Source organism: Candidatus Giovannonibacteria bacterium, from assembly GCA_016432405.1.
Lineage (GTDB): Bacteria > Patescibacteriota > Minisyncoccia > UBA11713 > 2-01-FULL-45-33 > MFHE01.
In genome coordinates this window covers 183,359-199,648 of the sequence record CP066687.1, presented here as the reverse complement: position 1 = coordinate 199,648, position 16,290 = coordinate 183,359, and the positions used below count along the sequence as shown (strand labels likewise).

Here is a 16,290-nt window from a genome sequence, read left to right as displayed (position 1 = left end):
TTAGCGAGAAAATCCAGCGCCGAAGAGAAAATGTGCGAGTTTTGTCTGTGTTTTATGCGGCAGAGAGAAAAGAAAATAGCGCGAGGCGGTGATTGCCGAAAACATGCTAACCAAAATTCCCAGCCCCAAGGTCAGCGCGAATCCGCGGACGATTGACGTGCCGAACCAGTAAAGAATCACCGCGGTAATCAGACTGGAGACATTGGAATCGCGTATTGATGTCCATGCCCGGCGAAAGCCCTCGGCCATCGCAGTATCCAGCGAGCGCCCAAAACGGAGCTCCTCTTTCATGCGCTCAAATATCAAAATATTGGCGTCCACCGCCATGCCCACCGACAAAATAAATCCGGCGATGCCTGCGGACGAAAGCGTCACCGGAATCAATTTAAACAAAAGCAGAGTGAGCGCGCCGTAAACGCCGAGCGCCAAAACTGAAATTACGCCGGGGAGCCGGTACCATAAAATCATAAAGAGCATGACGGCGAGCGTCCCGTAAATCGCGGCGCGCAAACTTTTTATAAGCGCGTCCTTGCCCAAAGAAGCGCCGACGCTTTCTTGCGAAAGCAAAGTGATTGGAACCGGCAAAGCCCCGGCGTTAAACCGCCTGACCAGTTGTTTCGCTTCTTCCAGAGTGAATCGCCCGGTTATCTGCGCCTGACCTCCGCTGATGCGCTCCTGCACTACCGGCGCGCTGATTGGAGCGCCGTCCAAAAAAATAGCCACGGGACTGCCGACATTTCTTTCGGTAATCTTTTCAAATATTTCCGCGCCTTCGTCGTTAAACTCCAAAAAAACCTGCGGCTCGCCCAAATTTTGCTCAAAACTCAAAGAAGCGCGCTTTAAATACCTGCCGGTCAGATTCGTGGTCACAAAATCTTCCCCTTTTAATTCCCTAAATTCCAAGTAAGGAGTTTCCCCTATGGCTTTTATGGCTTCTTTTATGTCAAAAACGCCCGCAAGCTCCACGATGAGCCGCCGCTCTCCTCCAACCCGCTCCGTCTGCACAATCGGCTCGGAGACGCCGAAAAGATTTACGCGCCTTTCAATAACGTCTCTTACTCCAGCCATCGCTTCGCCGGCTTCCGCGGAAGAAATCAAAGAGGTGTCCGCGCGGTAAACCAGATGCGTCCCGCCTTGAAGATCAAGCCCTAGCCGGAACGGGCTCCAGCCCCAAAAATCAAAAAATCCTGCGGCGAGACCGATGAGCAAAATAATTAAAGCCAAAATCCGGATTTTCATATATCTTGATAATTTACAGCAAGTTTGCTAATTTGCCAATAGAAGAAAATTTACAAAGAGGGGAGAAACAAATAATGGATATGGGCGTAAAAATTTCCATAATCGTGGCGATGGCAGAAAATAGCGGAGTAATCGGAAAAGCCGGCGAGATTCCTTGGCATCTGCCTACTGACCTTAAGCGCTTCAAAGATCTAACTTTAGGGCACGCGGTGATAGTCGGGAGAAAAACCCACGAGTCAATACTTAAACGAATCGGCAAGCCCCTGCCTAACCGAAAAACCATTGTGCTGACAAGACAAAGGGACTGGCATACACCCGAATGCCTGATAGCGCATTCGTGGGAGGAGGCGCTGAAACTGGCCGAGGGCGAAAAAGAAGTATTCGTCATTGGTGGCGCGGAGATATATAAGCTAGCGCTTTCTCACGCAGACACGATGTACATAACGCTTGTTTTGGCGGAAGTTGATGGCGACACGTTTTTTCCAAAATGGAATGCGGACGAGTGGGAGTATGCAGAACAGAAATGCGTAGGGGCAGACGAAAAAAATGAATACGATTTTCTTTGGTGGCGCCTCGAAAGAAAACTTAGGAAGGGAGAATGAAGATGCACAAGAAAAAGAAACCCAATTCCCAGAATAATTCTCTGTCTGACTTAGTGCTCACGCTTCGGAAAAAAGTCGTCCGCGATTACCGCGCCGTCGCGAAAATCGCGGACGGGTTCCGCGCGGCCGGCTATAAAATAGTGCTCACGATTGGCTCCTGGGATATGCTCCATATAGGACATGTCCGCTATCTTATAGCTGGAAAGGAAAAGGGCAATATCCTGATTGTGGGGACTGACAGCGACCGCATTGTCAAAAAGACAAAAGGCGCGCACCGCCCCATCATTCCGGAAGAGGAACGGATGGAAATGTTGAGTTACCAACTCCCCGTGGATTTCGTAACGCTGCTTGACGATATGGATGAAAAAGGAAGGTGGAAATGCGGCCTTTTGAAGTGCATTCGGCCGGATGTGTTCATAGCGGTTGAGGGAGACAGCTATTCTCCGGAGCAGAAGCGGGAGATAAAGAAATACTGCCGCAAGCTGGTAGTTCTGCCGCGGCAGGCGGAAAATACTTCCAGCACCGCAATAATCCAGGAAGCGCTCAAAAAAAATCTTTCCGCGATGATGTCGCTGCTCGACGCTAGAGGAGGCAAGCCATGAAGACATTTCTTGTGCTTTACATTCCGGTCATCCATCAGGGCTATCTCAATCTTTTTGAGAAATACTCCGCGAAGGTTGACGGGCTTTTCATTCTCGGCGATGAGTTTGTGGAAAAGTGTAAATTTTTGGTTCGGGAAATCCGGGCCATTGATTCCGCGACGGCTAAAAAGCTCGTGGAGGCCAGCGGTTATTTCAAGAATGTTGAGATTTTAGACGCTTCCGCCGCGCAACGGCTCGAGGGATGCAATATTATCACATCGGACGAGAGCATCACCCGGCGCTTTGCGGTAAAATATCTGCCGGGCTGTAATATCTGGTACGATTCCTCCTTTCTCCGATGGGATGAGCGAAGCATTGTTTCGCGCACAGACATCAAATACGACAGGGAATCTGCGAGTCCTTTTGACAGAGAGTTGATGCGCCAAGCGATAGAAGAAGGCAAGAAAAGCCCGGATTGGTGGAGACAAGTTGGAGCGGTTGCGGTGAAAGATGGAGTGGTTATTGGAAAAGCATACAACAAAGATCCTATCAGCGAGTACCGGCCTTATGCTTTCGGCAACATCAGGGATTTCGTTGAAGCCGGAAAACAAAGCGAAATTACTCCGACGATCCACGCGGAGCAGGTTCTAGCGGCAAGAGGCGGGATAAAAGAAGCTGATATTTATGTTTCTGTGTTTCCGTGCATTACCTGTTCCGGCATACTCGCCGAAGCCGGCATCAAAAGATGCTTCTTCGCCTCCGGAAATGCCTATCTTGACGTCGAGAACATCTTGAAAGCGAGAGGAATTGAACTGATATTCGTCAAATAAAAAGACCCTGATGCGCGAACCTCGCCGCGCGTCAGGGCTGTTTTTTTATCCGATCGGAAAGTCCACCACTTTCCTTTTTTTGGGAACAATCAAATGGAAGTGAAGATGCTTCACCGTAGCCCCGGTGTATGCAGTGTCTCCGAAACGAAGCGTAACGGCGCCGCCGCGAATCCTGAAATCCTCAATGGCTTGACTCACAAGCTCGTAAACTTCCGAAAAGTCGTTCGGAGTAAGAGTTAAAAAATCCTCTTTATGCTCTTTGCAGATAATTAGAAAATGCTTGCGGGCATTCTCATACGGCCAATTCGCTTCGGTGAGAAACCATCTCTGATAATTCTCTAGAATCGGTTTCGGATGCCAACGAAAGTTCTCCGGGCAAAAAGGACACTTGCCTTCTTTTTTAATTTCCTTCAGCACCGCGCAGTAGTCCTTACTCTTGGCATGACGCAGATCAACAAAATCTTTTCCCATAATCATAGGCCTCCTTTCAAATTGCCACCGGAATTCCTTTGATGGGCGGGTGCGGATCGTAGTTTTCAAGAACGAAATCGTTCAACTGAAAACGGAAGAGGTCGGACACTGCGGGGTTAAGCTTCACCCCGGGCAACGATTTTGGAACCCGCTCGAGCTGTATCTTTGCGTACTCGATCTGGTCGAAATAGATATGCACATCAATCAGTTGGTGAACAAATTCAACCGCTTTTAACTCCGTTACCTGGGCCATCATTTTCAGGAAAAGCGCATATCCGGCAATGTTGAACGGGACCCCTACGAGAAGATCCGCGCTTCTTTGAGATAAAATCAAGTAAAGGCCTCCTTCGGCCACGATGAATTTAAAATCCCCATGGCAAGGAGCGATAAAAACCTTATCAACGTCTTCCGGATTCCAAGCGGTAACTTTCATCCTCTTTGAATCGGGGAAGGTTTTGATCTCATGGACAAGGTTCGCTATCTGGTCAATCGTCTCTCCGCCGCGCGGACGATTTTCTAACAACTTTTTTATGGCACGGATTTTCTCGCCGTTGAGTGGTTCCACCCGGGCGATTATATCCGCAATCTTATCAACCAGATCATTTTCCCGCTTCGGCCATCGCCGCCACTGCGGGCCGTAAATCCGCCCCAATCTTCCCGGCGGAAGTCCGTATTGAGCGCAAATTTCCGGTGTCGCCCAGGAATCCCATAGATGAACGCCGTCTTTATGAAGGTCGGCTATGTCATCTGAACCGGAGAGAAGCCAAAGCAGTTCTGCCCGTACCGCTTTCCATGAACCCTTCAAGCTCCTTGTGGTAATAAGCGGAAAGCCATCGTCCATCCGAAAACGCATCTCATACCCCGGGTAGACGATAGTGCCCGGCCCTTGGACGCTAGTCGTTCTTTTCTTCCCTTTGGTCAGAACCGTGTCAATCAAATTCAAGAATTGCTCCATAACTTATCCCTCCTCTGTTTTAGTAGCGTTGGTATTCGGTTAGAACTCTTTCCAAACCCTAGCAATTTTAAATAAAAAAACAAGCCCCGTTAGAGCAAGGGCTTGATGGCGGCGACGGCCGAGGACAGCGTTTCGTCTTCTGGCCTGGCGGAGTTGATTATATGAATGTTGCCAAAGTGTCCGCATTCGGCAAGCCAAAGATAGTTAGCGCGGAGAGGGGAATTCGCTGGCGCGTCCAAAAGAATGGAAAGATGCGGGAAAATCATTTCTATGCCGATAATATCTCTGTGCAATTGCAGGTATTGTTCCAAAGAACCGTCCAACATCCCGTGAGCGAGCGTAGTAAGCCAATATCCGATGGAGAGCACGCAGTTCCCCAGCTGGAGATGCGGCCGGATTACGCGGCGGATATTCTCAAACCGGTCTTCAACGCACAGCCGCTGAAACTCATAATTTGTCTTGAGCGCGGGCAGTTTTCCGTCAATAATCTTCTGAATACGATGTCCAATAAGCCCGTCGCTCGGCTCTTTTACCGCTACGACGCCTAAGCCGAGTTGGGCGGCAAAGTAAACCTCCAGCTCCTCCGAAAGCATTTTCTGGGCAATACTGCTAACCCCTTCAATGGCAACAAACAGCGGAGTTTCTTTCATATATCCTCCGATCGGGAATCTCTGAAGAAATTTTAACAAATCTAATCAGTCACTTCAATCCCCATGTTGCGGGCCGTGCCTTCTATGATTTTCATGGCCGCCTCAACGTCGTTGGCGTTTAGGTCCTCCATTTTTCGTTCCGCAATCTCGCGAATTTTAACGCGCGAGACCTTGCCGACTTTGCTCGCAAGAGAATTTGCCGCGCCTTTTTCCACTCCGGCGGCTTTGCGCAGAAGGTCGGAGGCCGGCGGGGTCTTTAATTTAAAATCAAAAGTCCGGTCTTGATAAATGGTAATTTCCGCAGGGATTATGTCGCCTTCCATTTTGGCGGTGGCCGCGTTGAATTTGCTGACGAATTCGCCGATGTTCACTCCGTGCTGGCCAAGCGCCGGGCCCAAAGGAGGCGCGGGTGTGGCTTTGCCCGCCGGCAGCTGAATTTTTATTATTGTTTTTATCGCCTTTGCCATTTTGTTTTTATAACTTCTTAACCTGCAGGAAATCCAGCTCCACGGGCGTTTCCCGGCCGAATACGGAAACAAACACCTTGACTTTGCCGCGCGCCTCGTCAATCTCTCCGACTTTGCCCTCAAAATCCTTGAACGGCCCGTCTATGATTCTAACCGGCTCGCCGACGCCGACGTCAATTTTGTGCGTCGGCTCTTCCTTGCCCATTCTGGCGAAAAGCGAATCAATTTCCTCTTTCTCCAAGGGCACCGGGGTCGTTCCCGAGCCCACGAATCCGGTGACCCGCGGGGTGTTTCGGACAACATACCACGAAGCGTCGGTCACAATCATCTCAACCAAAACGTACCCTGGGTAAATTTCTTCTTCAACCACCCGGCGCTTGCCGCTTTTGATTTTTATCTTTTTTTCTTTGGGCACCACAACCTGAAAAATCTGGCCCTCCATCCCCAATGACTCAATCCTCTGGCGGAGATTTCTTGCGACCGCGTCTTCGTAGCCGGAGTAGGTGTGCACGGCGTACCAATTTTTTCCGAATTCGGATGTTTGTTTCGGCATAAATTTAAAAAATCAAATAAATAGCCGGATTACGCGCGAGAATATAAAATCAAACGCGCCCAAAACCGCGGCCACGGCCAAAGAAACCGCGATCACGGTAATGGTATATCGCACGGTTTCCTGCCTCGTCGGCCAGTTCACTTTTTTCATCTCAATCCTCGTTTCTTTGAGATAATTTGTCAGTTTATCCAACATGATGCTAATCCACTAATTTGCCATTTTTAAAAGCCCCGCGGGGCTCTTACATTTCAATAATACTCCGTGCGCGAAATATGTCAAATGTCCAGATTCTTCACTGCCTTGGCGTGGGTCTGAATGAAAAGCTTCCTCGGCTCCACCTCGTCGCCCATTAAAACGTCAAAAATATGGTCGGCCGCTTTGGCGTCTTCTATCGTCACCTGCTTAAGCACTCTCCGCCCCGGGTCCATGGTCGTCTCCCAAAGCTGCTCAGCGTTCATTTCCCCCAAACCCTTGTAGCGCTGGATGTTTTGCCCGTCAATTCCTTTCGTCATTTTATTTTTTTCTTCTTCGGCGTAAGCGTATTTTACATCTTTGCCTTTTTGGATTTTATAAAGCGGCGGCTGGGCGATGTAAACATATCCTTGCTGAACCAGCGGCAGATAGTATCTGTAAAAAAGCGTTAAAAGCAGCGTCCGTATGTGCGCGCCGTCCACGTCCGCATCCGTCATAATCACAACGCGGTGGTAGCGGAGCTTGGATATGTCAAAACTTTCCGCGATCGCCGCGCCCAAGGCAATCACCAGCGCCTTAATCTCCTGCGAGGTCAGCATTTTGTCCAGACGCGCTTTCTCAACATTTAAAATTTTGCCCCGCAATGGTAAAATTGCCTGGAATCTTCTGTCTCTGGCCTGCTTGGCCGTGCCTCCGGCCGAGTCGCCTTCAACTATGAAAATTTCCGACTCGGCGGCGTTTTTGGACTGGCAATCCGCCAGTTTTCCGGGCAGCGCCAAGCCCTCCAAAGCGCCTTTCCGCAAAATAGTGTCTTTGGCCGCCTTGGCTGCTTTGCGCGCCTTGAGAGCCAAGACGACTTTTTCCAAAATCGCCCGCGCGTCCTGCGGCCGCTCTTCCAAAAACGCGTCAAACGCTTTTCCGAAAACGTCTTCCACCGCCGTACGCGCCTCGGGGTTGCCGAGTTTGGCTTTGGTCTGCCCCTCAAACTGCGGATTTTTAAGTTTTACGGAAATTACGGAAGTCAGCCCCTCGCGGACGTCTTCTCCCGTCAGATTTTCCTCCGCTTCTTTCAGATACCCGTTTTTTCGCGCGTATAAATTCAAAGAGCGCGTCAACGCCGTCCGGAAACCGGTTGCGTGCTGGCCGCCTTCCTGATTTAAAATATTATTCGCGAAAGCGAGCTCCCTCGTTTGAAGGTCATCAACGTACTGCAAAGCTATTTCCACTATAATCCCTTCTGATTCTTTTTGGGTGTAAAAAATTGTGTCGTGCTTGGGCTGAAACCCTTCATTGAGATACGCGACGTAAGAAGCCACGCCGCCTTCAAAATAAAAAGCGTAGGATTTATGCTCCGCTTTGTCTTTGGCGCGCTCGTCATGCACGGAAATTTTTATGCCCTTAGTAAGATAGGCCTGCTGTCGCATGCGCTCCAAAATCCTTTTCCAGTCAGATTCGGGAATTTTACCGTCTTTACCGGCAAAAATTTCCGGGTCAGGGTCAAAAGTAACGGCCGTGCCGTTGCGCGGGCATCTGCCAACTTTCTGAACTTTGGTTTTTGGCTTGCCTCTCTGGTATTCCTGCGCCCATTGCTCGCCCTCGCGGCAAACCTCCACGCGCATCCAGGAAGACAAAGCGTTGACCACGGAAATCCCGACTCCATGGAGTCCTCCCGAAACTTTATATCCCGTTCCGCCGAATTTTCCCCCGGCATGCAGCATTGTCATCACCGTCTCCAAAGCGGATTTCTTGGTTTGCTTATGGATTTCAATGGGGATTCCCCGGCCGTCGTCAATAACGCGCACGCGGTGAGCCGGCAGCAAAGTCACGGCGATATTTTTGGCGTACCCGGCCATCGCCTCGTCAATGGAGTTGTCCACCACTTCCCAAATGAGATGGTGAAGGCCGTCGGGGCCGGTTGAGCCGATGTACATCCCCGGGCGCTTCCTAACCGGTTCCAAGCCCTCCAACACAAAAATGTCCTTGGCGGTATAACTCCCCCCTTTCCCCCCCTCATTTTTGGGCTTAATTTTACCGGCTTTTTTTGGCATAAATCTTATCCGAATTTATACCCAAATCTTAGCATAAAAATCCGCAGGGCGCAAACCCCAAAACTTGACAAAATAACCATAATTTGCTAGTATATAATAAGGTAAATTTATCAGAAAAGGAGGTGGTATCCATGAATAAAACATTGGACGAGGTAAAAGCTCTTTTAGCCGAAGGGTTTAAGCTTACCAACGAAGTTACAGAGAAACGTGTGGCTCTCGCGAAAAAATCAATTCGCGGCGAACTCAGCGAAGAAGAACGCGAACGCCTTGAGGCAGAAATCAAGGCGCTGGAGGAAAAAATCAACGACATTCCAAGGCGCATGAGAGCACTCCACTAAAACGGATAACCACTAAAAAGAAAAATGCGTTGGGGAGCAAAACATCGCTCACCGCGCTTTTTTTATTTTTGACCAACTTGACGCGATCGCGTTAGAATGAACAAAACTTAAAGCGGCTAAATTACCTCAACTCCGCCTTAAACTGCTTGGCGGTTTCGGAGTAAATTTTGGACATTATCTCATCAACTTCGCCGGAAGTTAAAGTCCTTTCGTTGCTTCTGAAAACTATCCGGTAAGCGTAGCTGGTTTTGGCTTCCCCGAATTTTTCGGCGTTTTCATATTTATCAATCAAACCGACCTCTTCAATCAAATCGCCCCCTGCCTTGCCGGCAGGCAGGCCCAAATCCCTTAGCAAATCAAAATAATTATTTGGAATAAAATTTTTGTCCGCGACAAAAGATATATCGCGTGTAATCGGCGGGTATTTGCTCACCGGAATATATTTATTTCCCAAGCGCAGTTGCTTTTTAATCCGCGGGTCTTCCGACCACAAAAGCCGGATATCAGGTAAGCTCATGGAAGCCATCGCCAGCCGCTCTAAACCAAAACCAAAAGCCCAGCCGTGATAACCAGTAAGGCCAAAATTTGCCAATACGCTTTTCCTTGCCATGCCAGAGCCGAGCATTTCCATCCATTGCCCGTTAATTTCCGCCTCCATTTCAAAACTAGGATCCGTATAAGGAAAATTGTGATCGTAGAACCTAAAGTTAACATCTCCAAAAATACTTCTGGCAACTTCCGAAAGAGTATTTTTTAAATCTTCTGGCGTTATGGTTTTTTTATCGTCAGGCCCAATATGGAGCCCGCCGAACTGGTGGAATACATTCATGTGGCTTCGGTCAATTTCATCTTTTCGGTATACTTTTCCATAACAAATCACGCCTAAGATTTCCTTGTTGGCGATTCTTTCTTTAATTTCAGGATAATTTAAATAATAGTACCAAAACACCGTATCATGGGTCCTAAGCACATAATCATCGCCGATGTAATAAGTGTCTGATTTGCTGCGGGCGGGATGCCCCGGCGGCATATTAAAGAGATCAAACAAAATATTGGTAGGTATAATTTCGGGGATTTGTATAACATCAAACCCTTCAAGGCTATTAACCTTTGAAGCCCGCTCAACTATTTCTTTGAGTGGGCTCCCCTCCGCGCGCGACAAGTCCGGCATATTTAAAAACCGCAAAATTCTTTTTGCTTCCGCGTCGTGTCTTTCCTCAAGAAATTTTTTCATTTCCGCCTCCTCCGGCGATTTGATTTCAATATTCATTTGATTATCCGCTTAACAACGATGAGAGGTCCGCATTTGTCAATTATATAATCAAGTCCTTTTTCCTCTACCTCGCCGCGCTCAACGACTTCCGGGTTTTCTTGAATTCTTTCGGAAGCGGCGTGAACGGCTTTGCCATCTCCCGCGTATAAAACCACGTGCCCGATGCCTTCTGGAAATTTTTTGTTGTAAAAACCGCGCTCGCCGTGAAAAAACAAGAGATCCCCCGGCTTTATGTCCTCCAAGCTCGCCTCAATCCCATTATCCGCCTGCAGTATCGTGCTTCTTGGCAAATCCACGCCGATTTGCTTAAAAACATATTGGGTAAAAAGGGAGCAGTCAAAAAAACTTGGCGCGTCTTTCATCTTCGCGCCGTATTTGTAAGGCCTGCCGACCAATCCTTTGGCAATTTTAATCAGCCGCGAAATCTGGGTTTCTTTCTCCGCCATTTCTTAAAATATAAAACAAAAAAGGTTCTGAATCAAACCCCGTTGCGGCGTTCGCGCTTTTTGTATTCATTTATGATATTTTCAAATTCTTCTTTTGTAAATTCCGGCCAGAAAGTTTTCGGGAAAAAAAGTTCGCTGTAAGCCGCCTGCCACAAAAGAAAATTGGATTGGCGCTGCTCGCCGCCGGTGCGGATGATGATATCCGGGTCTGGCATTCCGGCAGTCCATAAATTGCGCGCCAATGACTCTTCGCTTGCGGCTTCGCCTTTTTTGGCAAGCGCTCCGGCCGCTTGGGCAATGTCCGCCCGCCCGCCGTAGGAAAGCAATATCCAGATCGTGATTTTTGGCTCGGCGGGGCTTTTTTCTTCCGCCTCTCGCATCAATTTTTGGAGGTTTTCGGAAAAGCGCCAAAGCTGGCCCGCAAATCGGACTTTGGCGCCTTCTTTTATGAGCCGGTCGGCTTTGTCTTTGGCCATCGTCTCAAAAAGCGACATCAGCATGGAAACTTCTTTCTTGGGCCTCTCCCAATTTTCCGTGGAAAAAGCGTAGAGAGCGAGGTGCTTTACGCCCATATCGCGCGCGGCAAGCGCTATCGGCTCAACATTATCAAGCCCTTGCCGATGGCCTTCAAAAAAAGGAAGCCCGCGCTCCTTCGCCCAACGCCTGTTTCCATCCAAAATGATTCCTACGCATAACGGCGTATCCTGCATATATAGGTATAATCTTAATATAGAATTATAAAGTCACTATATTTCCTTTCTGGTTCGGGGCGCAGCCGATGGGATTTGAACCCACGATCTCCTCCGTGACAGGGAGGCGTGTTAACCGGGCTACACTACGGCTGCATAATTTTCGCATTTGCCGGCGGCAGGGATCGAACCTGCGGCCTAGGGCTTATGAGTCCCTCGCTCTGCCACTGAGCTACGCCGGCAGTTACGACTTAATATATAACATTTTTAAAGTTTCTGCCAGCTTGAAACTTGCTTTTTCAAAAAAACGGAGTAAAATTTGTTTTACATCGCGGGGTGGAGAAGTGGTATCTCGCAAGGCTCATAACCTTGAGACGCCGGTTCAAATCCGGCCCCCGCTACAAAAACCATACTATATGAGACCAAAACCAGAAGAGCTTAATCAGAAAATTTGGTACCGGATATTTAAAGTTGTTGCTGTTTCGGTTTTTGTCGGCGCGTTTATCGCACCATGGATAGTACACGAACCCAATATTTTTCTATTGATCGATAGCGCTATCAACGCACTTATATGGTTGATATTACTTTTTGTTATCCGAGCAGTGATTTTATATACCATATATGGAAAAAGGGAGGCAGCGCCGGAAGAGAGAAAAAGAATATGGGAGTGGGTAATTTGGGGGACTGCCAGTTTCATACTCATAGTCGGTTTTTTAGCCGCGGTGATTTATTGGTTTTTTTAAATATCTCGTCTTGTAGGCGGTTTGGCATTGACAATTAATAGCTCAATATGCTATGCTACGCTAAGTCATTTTTATCCACAGCCAGCTTTTTATCTAACAATTTTTTGTTACCGGTTTGCTATAATGACATTATAGAATAGACATGAAAAATACATTAAAATCAGCAACATTTCACATCCTCATTTATCGTGGCAAAGAGGGCTATGTTGGGATTACATACGAAACTGGTTACGTTGATGTTGGTAATTCAATAGATGATGTTTTAAACCATGTTCACAACGGAATCATTGCAACGTTTAAAACAATAAATGAGAATAAGTTGTCGGAAAAAGCAATTAATCAAAAACCGGCATTGAATTACAGAATTTTATTTTTCGTTTTGCCATTTATAGCGAACATTGCAAAATGGTTAGAAATTTCTTTTTTCACTAAACCATTTAATCCACTCCTTCTTCTCAATTCCTGATATTGCTCTTAAGGAACGTATGTTAGCCAGAAGCGTTCCAATTGGGTAACCGCTTCTTTTTAGTGTGGGATTTATATTAACCTTAATGCCCCAATTTTTATTATTTGGATGATAAAAAATTTGATCGTCGCCGTGAATAGGGCCGGGGCTACATCCACAATGCTCTAAAAATCTGATAATTTCTTCGTAACCCCTATTTCTTAAAGGATTTGGCATAATAATTTTTGCTTTTATGCTCGTCGTTTGTCATATAATGCCCAACTCGCCCTTTCCTCTTCCATTTTTTCAAAAACAACATTCTTTATTTTTTTGGATGGAATGTTATAAAAACCTCCTATTGTAGGTATTCCAAAAAATCCAAGCCGACGCTCTAATGCCTCAAAGGAAACCCCAAAATATTCTTTTAATGGCCTGCCGTGAAGTTGTAAATCTAATTTTTTCCCCAAAGACCAACCGATGGATTCTAGTTTTGGCATCAGAACATATTGAGGAATTAAAAGCGCTGACGCATATCTATCCGCTTGCCTCTCAATCGTTTTTAATGCTTTCCGGCCAAAAATAGAACCTTCGCAAAAAGTTGGTTTTTCCTTTAGATCTGATAGAAAATTGTGAAGCGAAACGTGTCCGGTTTCGTGAGCGATGCTGAACGTAACGCTTCCTTCCACGCTATGCATTGAGTTATTCAAACGAACGGAGTGGGTTCCCGGCATAAAACAGGCTAGAACTTCCTCGCCTTCCAGAGATTTAACTCTGTCCAGATATTCAACTTGGATGCCCCAAATATTCCTTAAAACTTCTTCTGGGTATATCGGAAACGCAAGAGGATGTCCAGTTACTTTTTGAAATTTTAATAGATCCTCGCTTGCATGCGATTCAATCATCTCATTACTTAAATACAAAATGTTATTAACAACTTTACTCATTTAGATTTATTTTTTCTGCTTTTCCGATAAAATACTTCAACAAATTCTTGTGGCTTACCCTCATATTGCTTCGCTACTTTTTCTATGGCTTCCTGATGACTTGGTGATAATCGCGCCAAATTAAATACTTTTAATCTTTCATCGAGATCTTTTATGCCATAAGTGTCTAAAATTTTAAGCAGAGTTTCGTCCGCTGGAGTATATTGCCCCAATTCAATCCGAAATAAATGCGCATAATCTATCCCGATTTTAGCAGCAACTCTGCGTAAGCCCTGATCAGGGAAAGCCTTTTCCCGGTATGCCTTTAAAATTTGCCCTAACTCGTTATTTTTTTCCATATACTTATATTAGCACAGCCGCCTGCGCGTTGCAACAACGCTACATCATATATCCTGTGGATAACAAAAGCCTCCGTTTTTTAGATGTTTTTTGTGTTTTGCCGGCAAAGCTGGCGGTTTACCCCAACAGGTTTTAAATTAACTGTTAAAACTGCCAACCTTTAAAATTTAAATGTATTCCAACTCTTTCAGCACCTTTTCAAAAAGGGAAAGCGCGCGCGAGGCGTCTTCTTTTGGAAGAGAGTAACCGGCTTCGTGGGCGATGCGGTTTCTGATTTTATGCGCTTCCCAAAGGGCATCCAAGGAATCCAAATCCGCCGGCTCAATATTTTTCAGCTTCTCTCCTAAATTTTCGCCGCCGTATCCCGCCATCGCCAAAATTTTCTCAATCAAAGAATCCGCGCCGATTACGGCCTGCTTCCTGTCGTTCTCGTTTTCCGAGCCGCCTTGGGACAGAATTTTCTGCCAGTTGTCCAGATTTTCGTTGTTCTCCGGCGGGGCGCTTTGCGGCTCGTCAAAAACGTGCATCGCGCGGAAAATCCGATTGGATTTGTAGACGCTGTAAATTATGCCCCAAACCAGCGGGATGGAAATGTAAACAGCCAGAGCTTTTAGCAAAGGAACCGGCTGCGAATAATCATAGCGCAGCAAAAAATCCGCGAGATTGAAGAACAAGTCAAAAACCGAATTTATAAAATCAATCATCGTTCCAAAAATTTTCCTAATTCAAATAATCTTTTTTCCTCAAAATGCGGGGCGATAAGCTGGGCGCCGGAAGAGAGCGTCAGCGCCGGCACGCCGGCGAGATTCGCCGGAATCGTGTAAATATCCGAAAGATACATCGCCAACGGGTCTTTTAATTTTTCGCCCAATTTAAACGGCGGAGTGGGAGCAGTCGGGGCCAAGATGGCGTCAATCTCCTTAAACGCGTTTTTAAAATCCTCCGCGACCAGCGCTCGCATTCTTTGCGCGCGCGAATAGTAAGCGTCGTAGTAGCCCGCGGAAAGAACATATGTGCCCAAAAGGACGCGGCGCCGGATTTCCAAGCCCAGCCCTTCACCGCGCGATTTTTTGTATGTCTGAATCAAATTACCCCCATCGGTTCTTTTTCCGTATCTCATCCCGTCAAACCGGGCCATATTTGATGAGACCTCCGCCGGCATAATTATATAGTAGCAGGAAAGCGCGTGCTCAGTGTGGGGCAAAGTAATTTCGCGGATTTCGTATTTTTGCGATAGTTTTTTTACGGTTTCGTCAATATTTTTTTTAATTTCCGGAGCCAGCCCGCCGCTGAAATACTCTTTTGGAATGCCGATGGTTTTGACTTTTGACATTTGACTTTTGACATTTGATATTACCGAGGTAGAATCCATTTCATCCTTCCCGCGAATCACGTTAAATAAAATTTCCGCGTCTTCCACCGTCTGCGCGATCGGCCCAATTTGGTCCAAAGATGAAGCCATAGAAATAAGCCCCGAACGGGAAACCGCTCCGTAAGTCGGTTTAAGCCCGACGACTCCGCAAAAAGCCGCGGGCTGGCGGATTGAGCCGCCTGTGTCGGAACCCAAGGCAGCCATGGCAAGGCCGCCGGCAACGGCGGCGGCGGAGCCGCCTGATGAACCGCCCGGAACTTTTGAGATATCGCGCGGATTTTTTGTCGGGCCGTAAGCAGAATTTTCAGTTGAAGACCCCATTGCGAATTCGTCCATGTTTGTCCTACCCAAAAAAATTGCCCCGGCTTTTTTTAATTTTTCAATCACAAAAGCGTCGTAAGACGCAACATAATTCCCCAAAATTTTGGAAGCCGCCGAAGCAATTTCCCCGCGGATTAAAATATTGTCTTTAATCGCCAAAGGGACTCCCCAAAGCCCTCCCGGGGTTTCGCCGGAGGCGATGCGCTCGTCAATTTCTTTTGCTTGCCCAATCGCGGCTTGCTCGAATACTTCTAAATATGCATTGAGTTCGCTGTTTTTCTTTTTAATTTCATCCAAATAAGAAATTACAACCTCGCGCGCGGAAGTTTTTCTATTTTTCAGGGCATTGTGGAATTCTAAAATAGTCATAAAATCGCTTGGACTTTAAGATAATTATTTTCTTTTTCTGGGAAGGCGTTTATTAAATCCTTAGTAAGGACTAGACCTCCCTCATCTTTGCCTTTTTCGTCTTTGCGAAAAACATTTTTTACTCCCTCCAGCGCGTGCGTCATCTCCAGAGCGCTTGAAACGTCCGCCTTTTTAAGCCGGTCAACGTACCCCAAAATTTCTCCCAGGTCTTTCGCGAGTTTTTTTGTTTCCGTCTTGCCGAATTCAACCCGCGCCAAATCCTTCAGATGCTCAATTTCTTCTTCGGAAATCATTAAGGCCATTGTAGCTGAAAAAATGCATAAAAAAAAGCCCCAAGAGAAGGGCTAAAACCAACTACCTACCCTAAAAGCAGACTATACAAAACCTCACGATCGTACAAAAGTGTATAGTGCAAGAAAAAAT

At 47.0% G+C, this 16,290-nt stretch carries 22 protein-coding genes and 3 tRNA genes; 7 read left to right on the top strand and 18 right to left on the bottom strand.

The genetic code is table 11. The annotated features are described in order from the left end of the window. The gene (gene secD, locus HYW15_01385; protein ID QQG42841.1) at positions 1-1,239 is read right to left on the bottom strand and encodes a protein translocase subunit SecD; all 1,239 of its coding nucleotides are present in this window, start codon (positions 1,237-1,239) and stop codon (positions 1-3) included. Positions 1,240-1,319: 80 nt separating this feature from the next. Between secD and HYW15_01380 the strand changes: the two genes are divergently transcribed. The 3 genes from HYW15_01380 to HYW15_01370 are packed head-to-tail and all read left to right on the top strand — an operon-like array spanning position 1,320 to position 3,252. Continuing rightward, positions 1,320-1,841, top strand: a complete 522-nt coding sequence (locus HYW15_01380; GenBank protein QQG42971.1) for a dihydrofolate reductase — start codon at positions 1,320-1,322, stop codon at positions 1,839-1,841. Positions 1,842-1,843: 2 nt separating this feature from the next. Then, entirely contained in the window at positions 1,844-2,443 is a 600-nt protein-coding gene (locus tag HYW15_01375; GenBank protein QQG42840.1) for an adenylyltransferase/cytidyltransferase family protein, read from the top strand. Further along, the gene (locus tag HYW15_01370) at positions 2,440-3,252 is read left to right on the top strand and encodes a hypothetical protein (protein ID QQG42839.1); all 813 of its coding nucleotides are present in this window, start codon (positions 2,440-2,442) and stop codon (positions 3,250-3,252) included. The genes HYW15_01375 and HYW15_01370 overlap by 4 nt, the downstream gene beginning before the upstream one ends. Before the next feature lie 45 nt (positions 3,253-3,297). Here HYW15_01370 and HYW15_01365 read toward each other — a convergent pair whose 3' ends face one another. The 7 genes from HYW15_01365 to gyrB all read right to left on the bottom strand — a co-directional run bounded on the left by HYW15_01365 (position 3,298) and on the right by gyrB (position 8,588). Further along, positions 3,298-3,729: an HIT domain-containing protein gene (locus tag HYW15_01365; GenBank protein ID QQG42838.1), complete on the bottom strand. Its 432-nt coding sequence runs from the start codon at positions 3,727-3,729 to the stop codon at positions 3,298-3,300. Positions 3,730-3,739: 10 nt separating this feature from the next. Beyond that, on the bottom strand, positions 3,740-4,678 hold the full coding sequence (thyA, locus tag HYW15_01360) for a thymidylate synthase (GenBank protein QQG42837.1): 939 nt from the start codon (positions 4,676-4,678) through the stop codon (positions 3,740-3,742). A gap of 89 nt (positions 4,679-4,767) precedes the next feature. Then, a complete protein-coding gene (locus HYW15_01355) occupies positions 4,768-5,328 on the bottom strand; it encodes a hypothetical protein (protein QQG42836.1) in 561 nt (186 codons plus the stop codon). Between the two features lie 41 nt (positions 5,329-5,369). Beyond that, entirely contained in the window at positions 5,370-5,795 is a 426-nt protein-coding gene (gene rplK, locus HYW15_01350) for a 50S ribosomal protein L11 (protein ID QQG42835.1), read from the bottom strand. Positions 5,796-5,802: 7 nt separating this feature from the next. Continuing rightward, positions 5,803-6,348: a transcription termination/antitermination protein NusG gene (nusG, locus tag HYW15_01345; protein QQG42834.1), complete on the bottom strand. Its 546-nt coding sequence runs from the start codon at positions 6,346-6,348 to the stop codon at positions 5,803-5,805. 12 nt (positions 6,349-6,360) lie between these two features. Next, positions 6,361-6,540, bottom strand: a complete 180-nt coding sequence (gene secE / locus HYW15_01340; GenBank protein ID QQG42970.1) for a preprotein translocase subunit SecE — start codon at positions 6,538-6,540, stop codon at positions 6,361-6,363. A gap of 83 nt (positions 6,541-6,623) precedes the next feature. Continuing rightward, positions 6,624-8,588: a DNA topoisomerase (ATP-hydrolyzing) subunit B gene (gene gyrB / locus HYW15_01335; GenBank protein QQG42833.1), complete on the bottom strand. Its 1,965-nt coding sequence runs from the start codon at positions 8,586-8,588 to the stop codon at positions 6,624-6,626. A gap of 131 nt (positions 8,589-8,719) precedes the next feature. Here gyrB and HYW15_01330 point away from each other — a divergent pair, with 131 nt between their 5' ends. Next, positions 8,720-8,926 carry a hypothetical protein gene (locus HYW15_01330; protein ID QQG42832.1) on the top strand — a complete coding sequence of 69 codons (207 nt, stop codon included), beginning with the start codon at positions 8,720-8,722 and terminating at the stop codon, positions 8,924-8,926. Between the two features lie 121 nt (positions 8,927-9,047). Here the strand turns inward: HYW15_01330 and HYW15_01325 are convergent, their stop codons facing one another. From HYW15_01325 to HYW15_01305, 5 genes are all read right to left on the bottom strand, one after another. Continuing rightward, positions 9,048-10,196, bottom strand: a complete 1,149-nt coding sequence (locus HYW15_01325) for a hypothetical protein (protein ID QQG42831.1) — start codon at positions 10,194-10,196, stop codon at positions 9,048-9,050. Beyond that, a complete protein-coding gene (locus HYW15_01320) occupies positions 10,193-10,645 on the bottom strand; it encodes a C40 family peptidase (GenBank protein ID QQG42830.1) in 453 nt (150 codons plus the stop codon). The genes HYW15_01325 and HYW15_01320 overlap by 4 nt, the downstream gene beginning before the upstream one ends. Positions 10,646-10,677: 32 nt before the next feature. Further along, the gene (gene uppS / locus HYW15_01315; GenBank protein ID QQG42829.1) at positions 10,678-11,355 is read right to left on the bottom strand and encodes a di-trans,poly-cis-decaprenylcistransferase; all 678 of its coding nucleotides are present in this window, start codon (positions 11,353-11,355) and stop codon (positions 10,678-10,680) included. A 60-nt stretch (positions 11,356-11,415) separates the two neighbouring features. Then, positions 11,416-11,490 (bottom strand) — tRNA-Asp (locus HYW15_01310). Positions 11,491-11,504: 14 nt separating this feature from the next. Continuing rightward, positions 11,505-11,576: transfer RNA gene (locus HYW15_01305), tRNA-Met, on the bottom strand. Positions 11,577-11,664: 88 nt separating this feature from the next. Here HYW15_01305 and HYW15_01300 point away from each other — a divergent pair. The 3 genes from HYW15_01300 (at position 11,665) to HYW15_01290 (ending at position 12,543) form a co-directional block, all read left to right on the top strand. Beyond that, a tRNA-Met gene (locus tag HYW15_01300) sits at positions 11,665-11,735 on the top strand. A gap of 15 nt (positions 11,736-11,750) precedes the next feature. Then, on the top strand, positions 11,751-12,077 hold the full coding sequence (locus tag HYW15_01295) for a hypothetical protein (protein ID QQG42828.1): 327 nt from the start codon (positions 11,751-11,753) through the stop codon (positions 12,075-12,077). Between the two features lie 142 nt (positions 12,078-12,219). After that, positions 12,220-12,543: a hypothetical protein gene (locus HYW15_01290; GenBank protein QQG42827.1), complete on the top strand. Its 324-nt coding sequence runs from the start codon at positions 12,220-12,222 to the stop codon at positions 12,541-12,543. Positions 12,544-12,773: 230 nt separating this feature from the next. On the opposite strand, the gene HYW15_01285 is transcribed toward HYW15_01290, so the two are convergent. The 5 genes from HYW15_01285 to gatC all read right to left on the bottom strand — a co-directional run bounded on the left by HYW15_01285 (position 12,774) and on the right by gatC (position 16,160). Then, entirely contained in the window at positions 12,774-13,466 is a 693-nt protein-coding gene (locus HYW15_01285) for an ImmA/IrrE family metallo-endopeptidase (protein ID QQG42826.1), read from the bottom strand. Further along, positions 13,463-13,804, bottom strand: coding sequence for a helix-turn-helix transcriptional regulator (locus tag HYW15_01280; protein ID QQG42825.1), 342 nt, complete (start codon positions 13,802-13,804; stop codon positions 13,463-13,465). Before HYW15_01280 ends, HYW15_01285 begins: the two co-directional genes overlap by 4 nt. 168 nt (positions 13,805-13,972) lie before the next feature. Then, complete coding sequence (locus HYW15_01275) at positions 13,973-14,509, bottom strand: hypothetical protein (protein ID QQG42824.1); 537 nt, start codon at positions 14,507-14,509, stop codon at positions 13,973-13,975. After that, positions 14,506-15,867 (bottom strand): Asp-tRNA(Asn)/Glu-tRNA(Gln) amidotransferase subunit GatA, encoded by a 1,362-nt coding sequence (gene gatA, locus HYW15_01270; GenBank protein ID QQG42823.1) that lies wholly within the window; start codon positions 15,865-15,867, stop codon positions 14,506-14,508. Before gatA ends, HYW15_01275 begins: the two co-directional genes overlap by 4 nt. Continuing rightward, a complete protein-coding gene (gene gatC, locus HYW15_01265; GenBank protein QQG42822.1) occupies positions 15,864-16,160 on the bottom strand; it encodes an Asp-tRNA(Asn)/Glu-tRNA(Gln) amidotransferase subunit GatC in 297 nt (98 codons plus the stop codon). The genes gatA and gatC overlap by 4 nt, the downstream gene beginning before the upstream one ends. Positions 16,161-16,290: the final 130 nt, after the last annotated feature.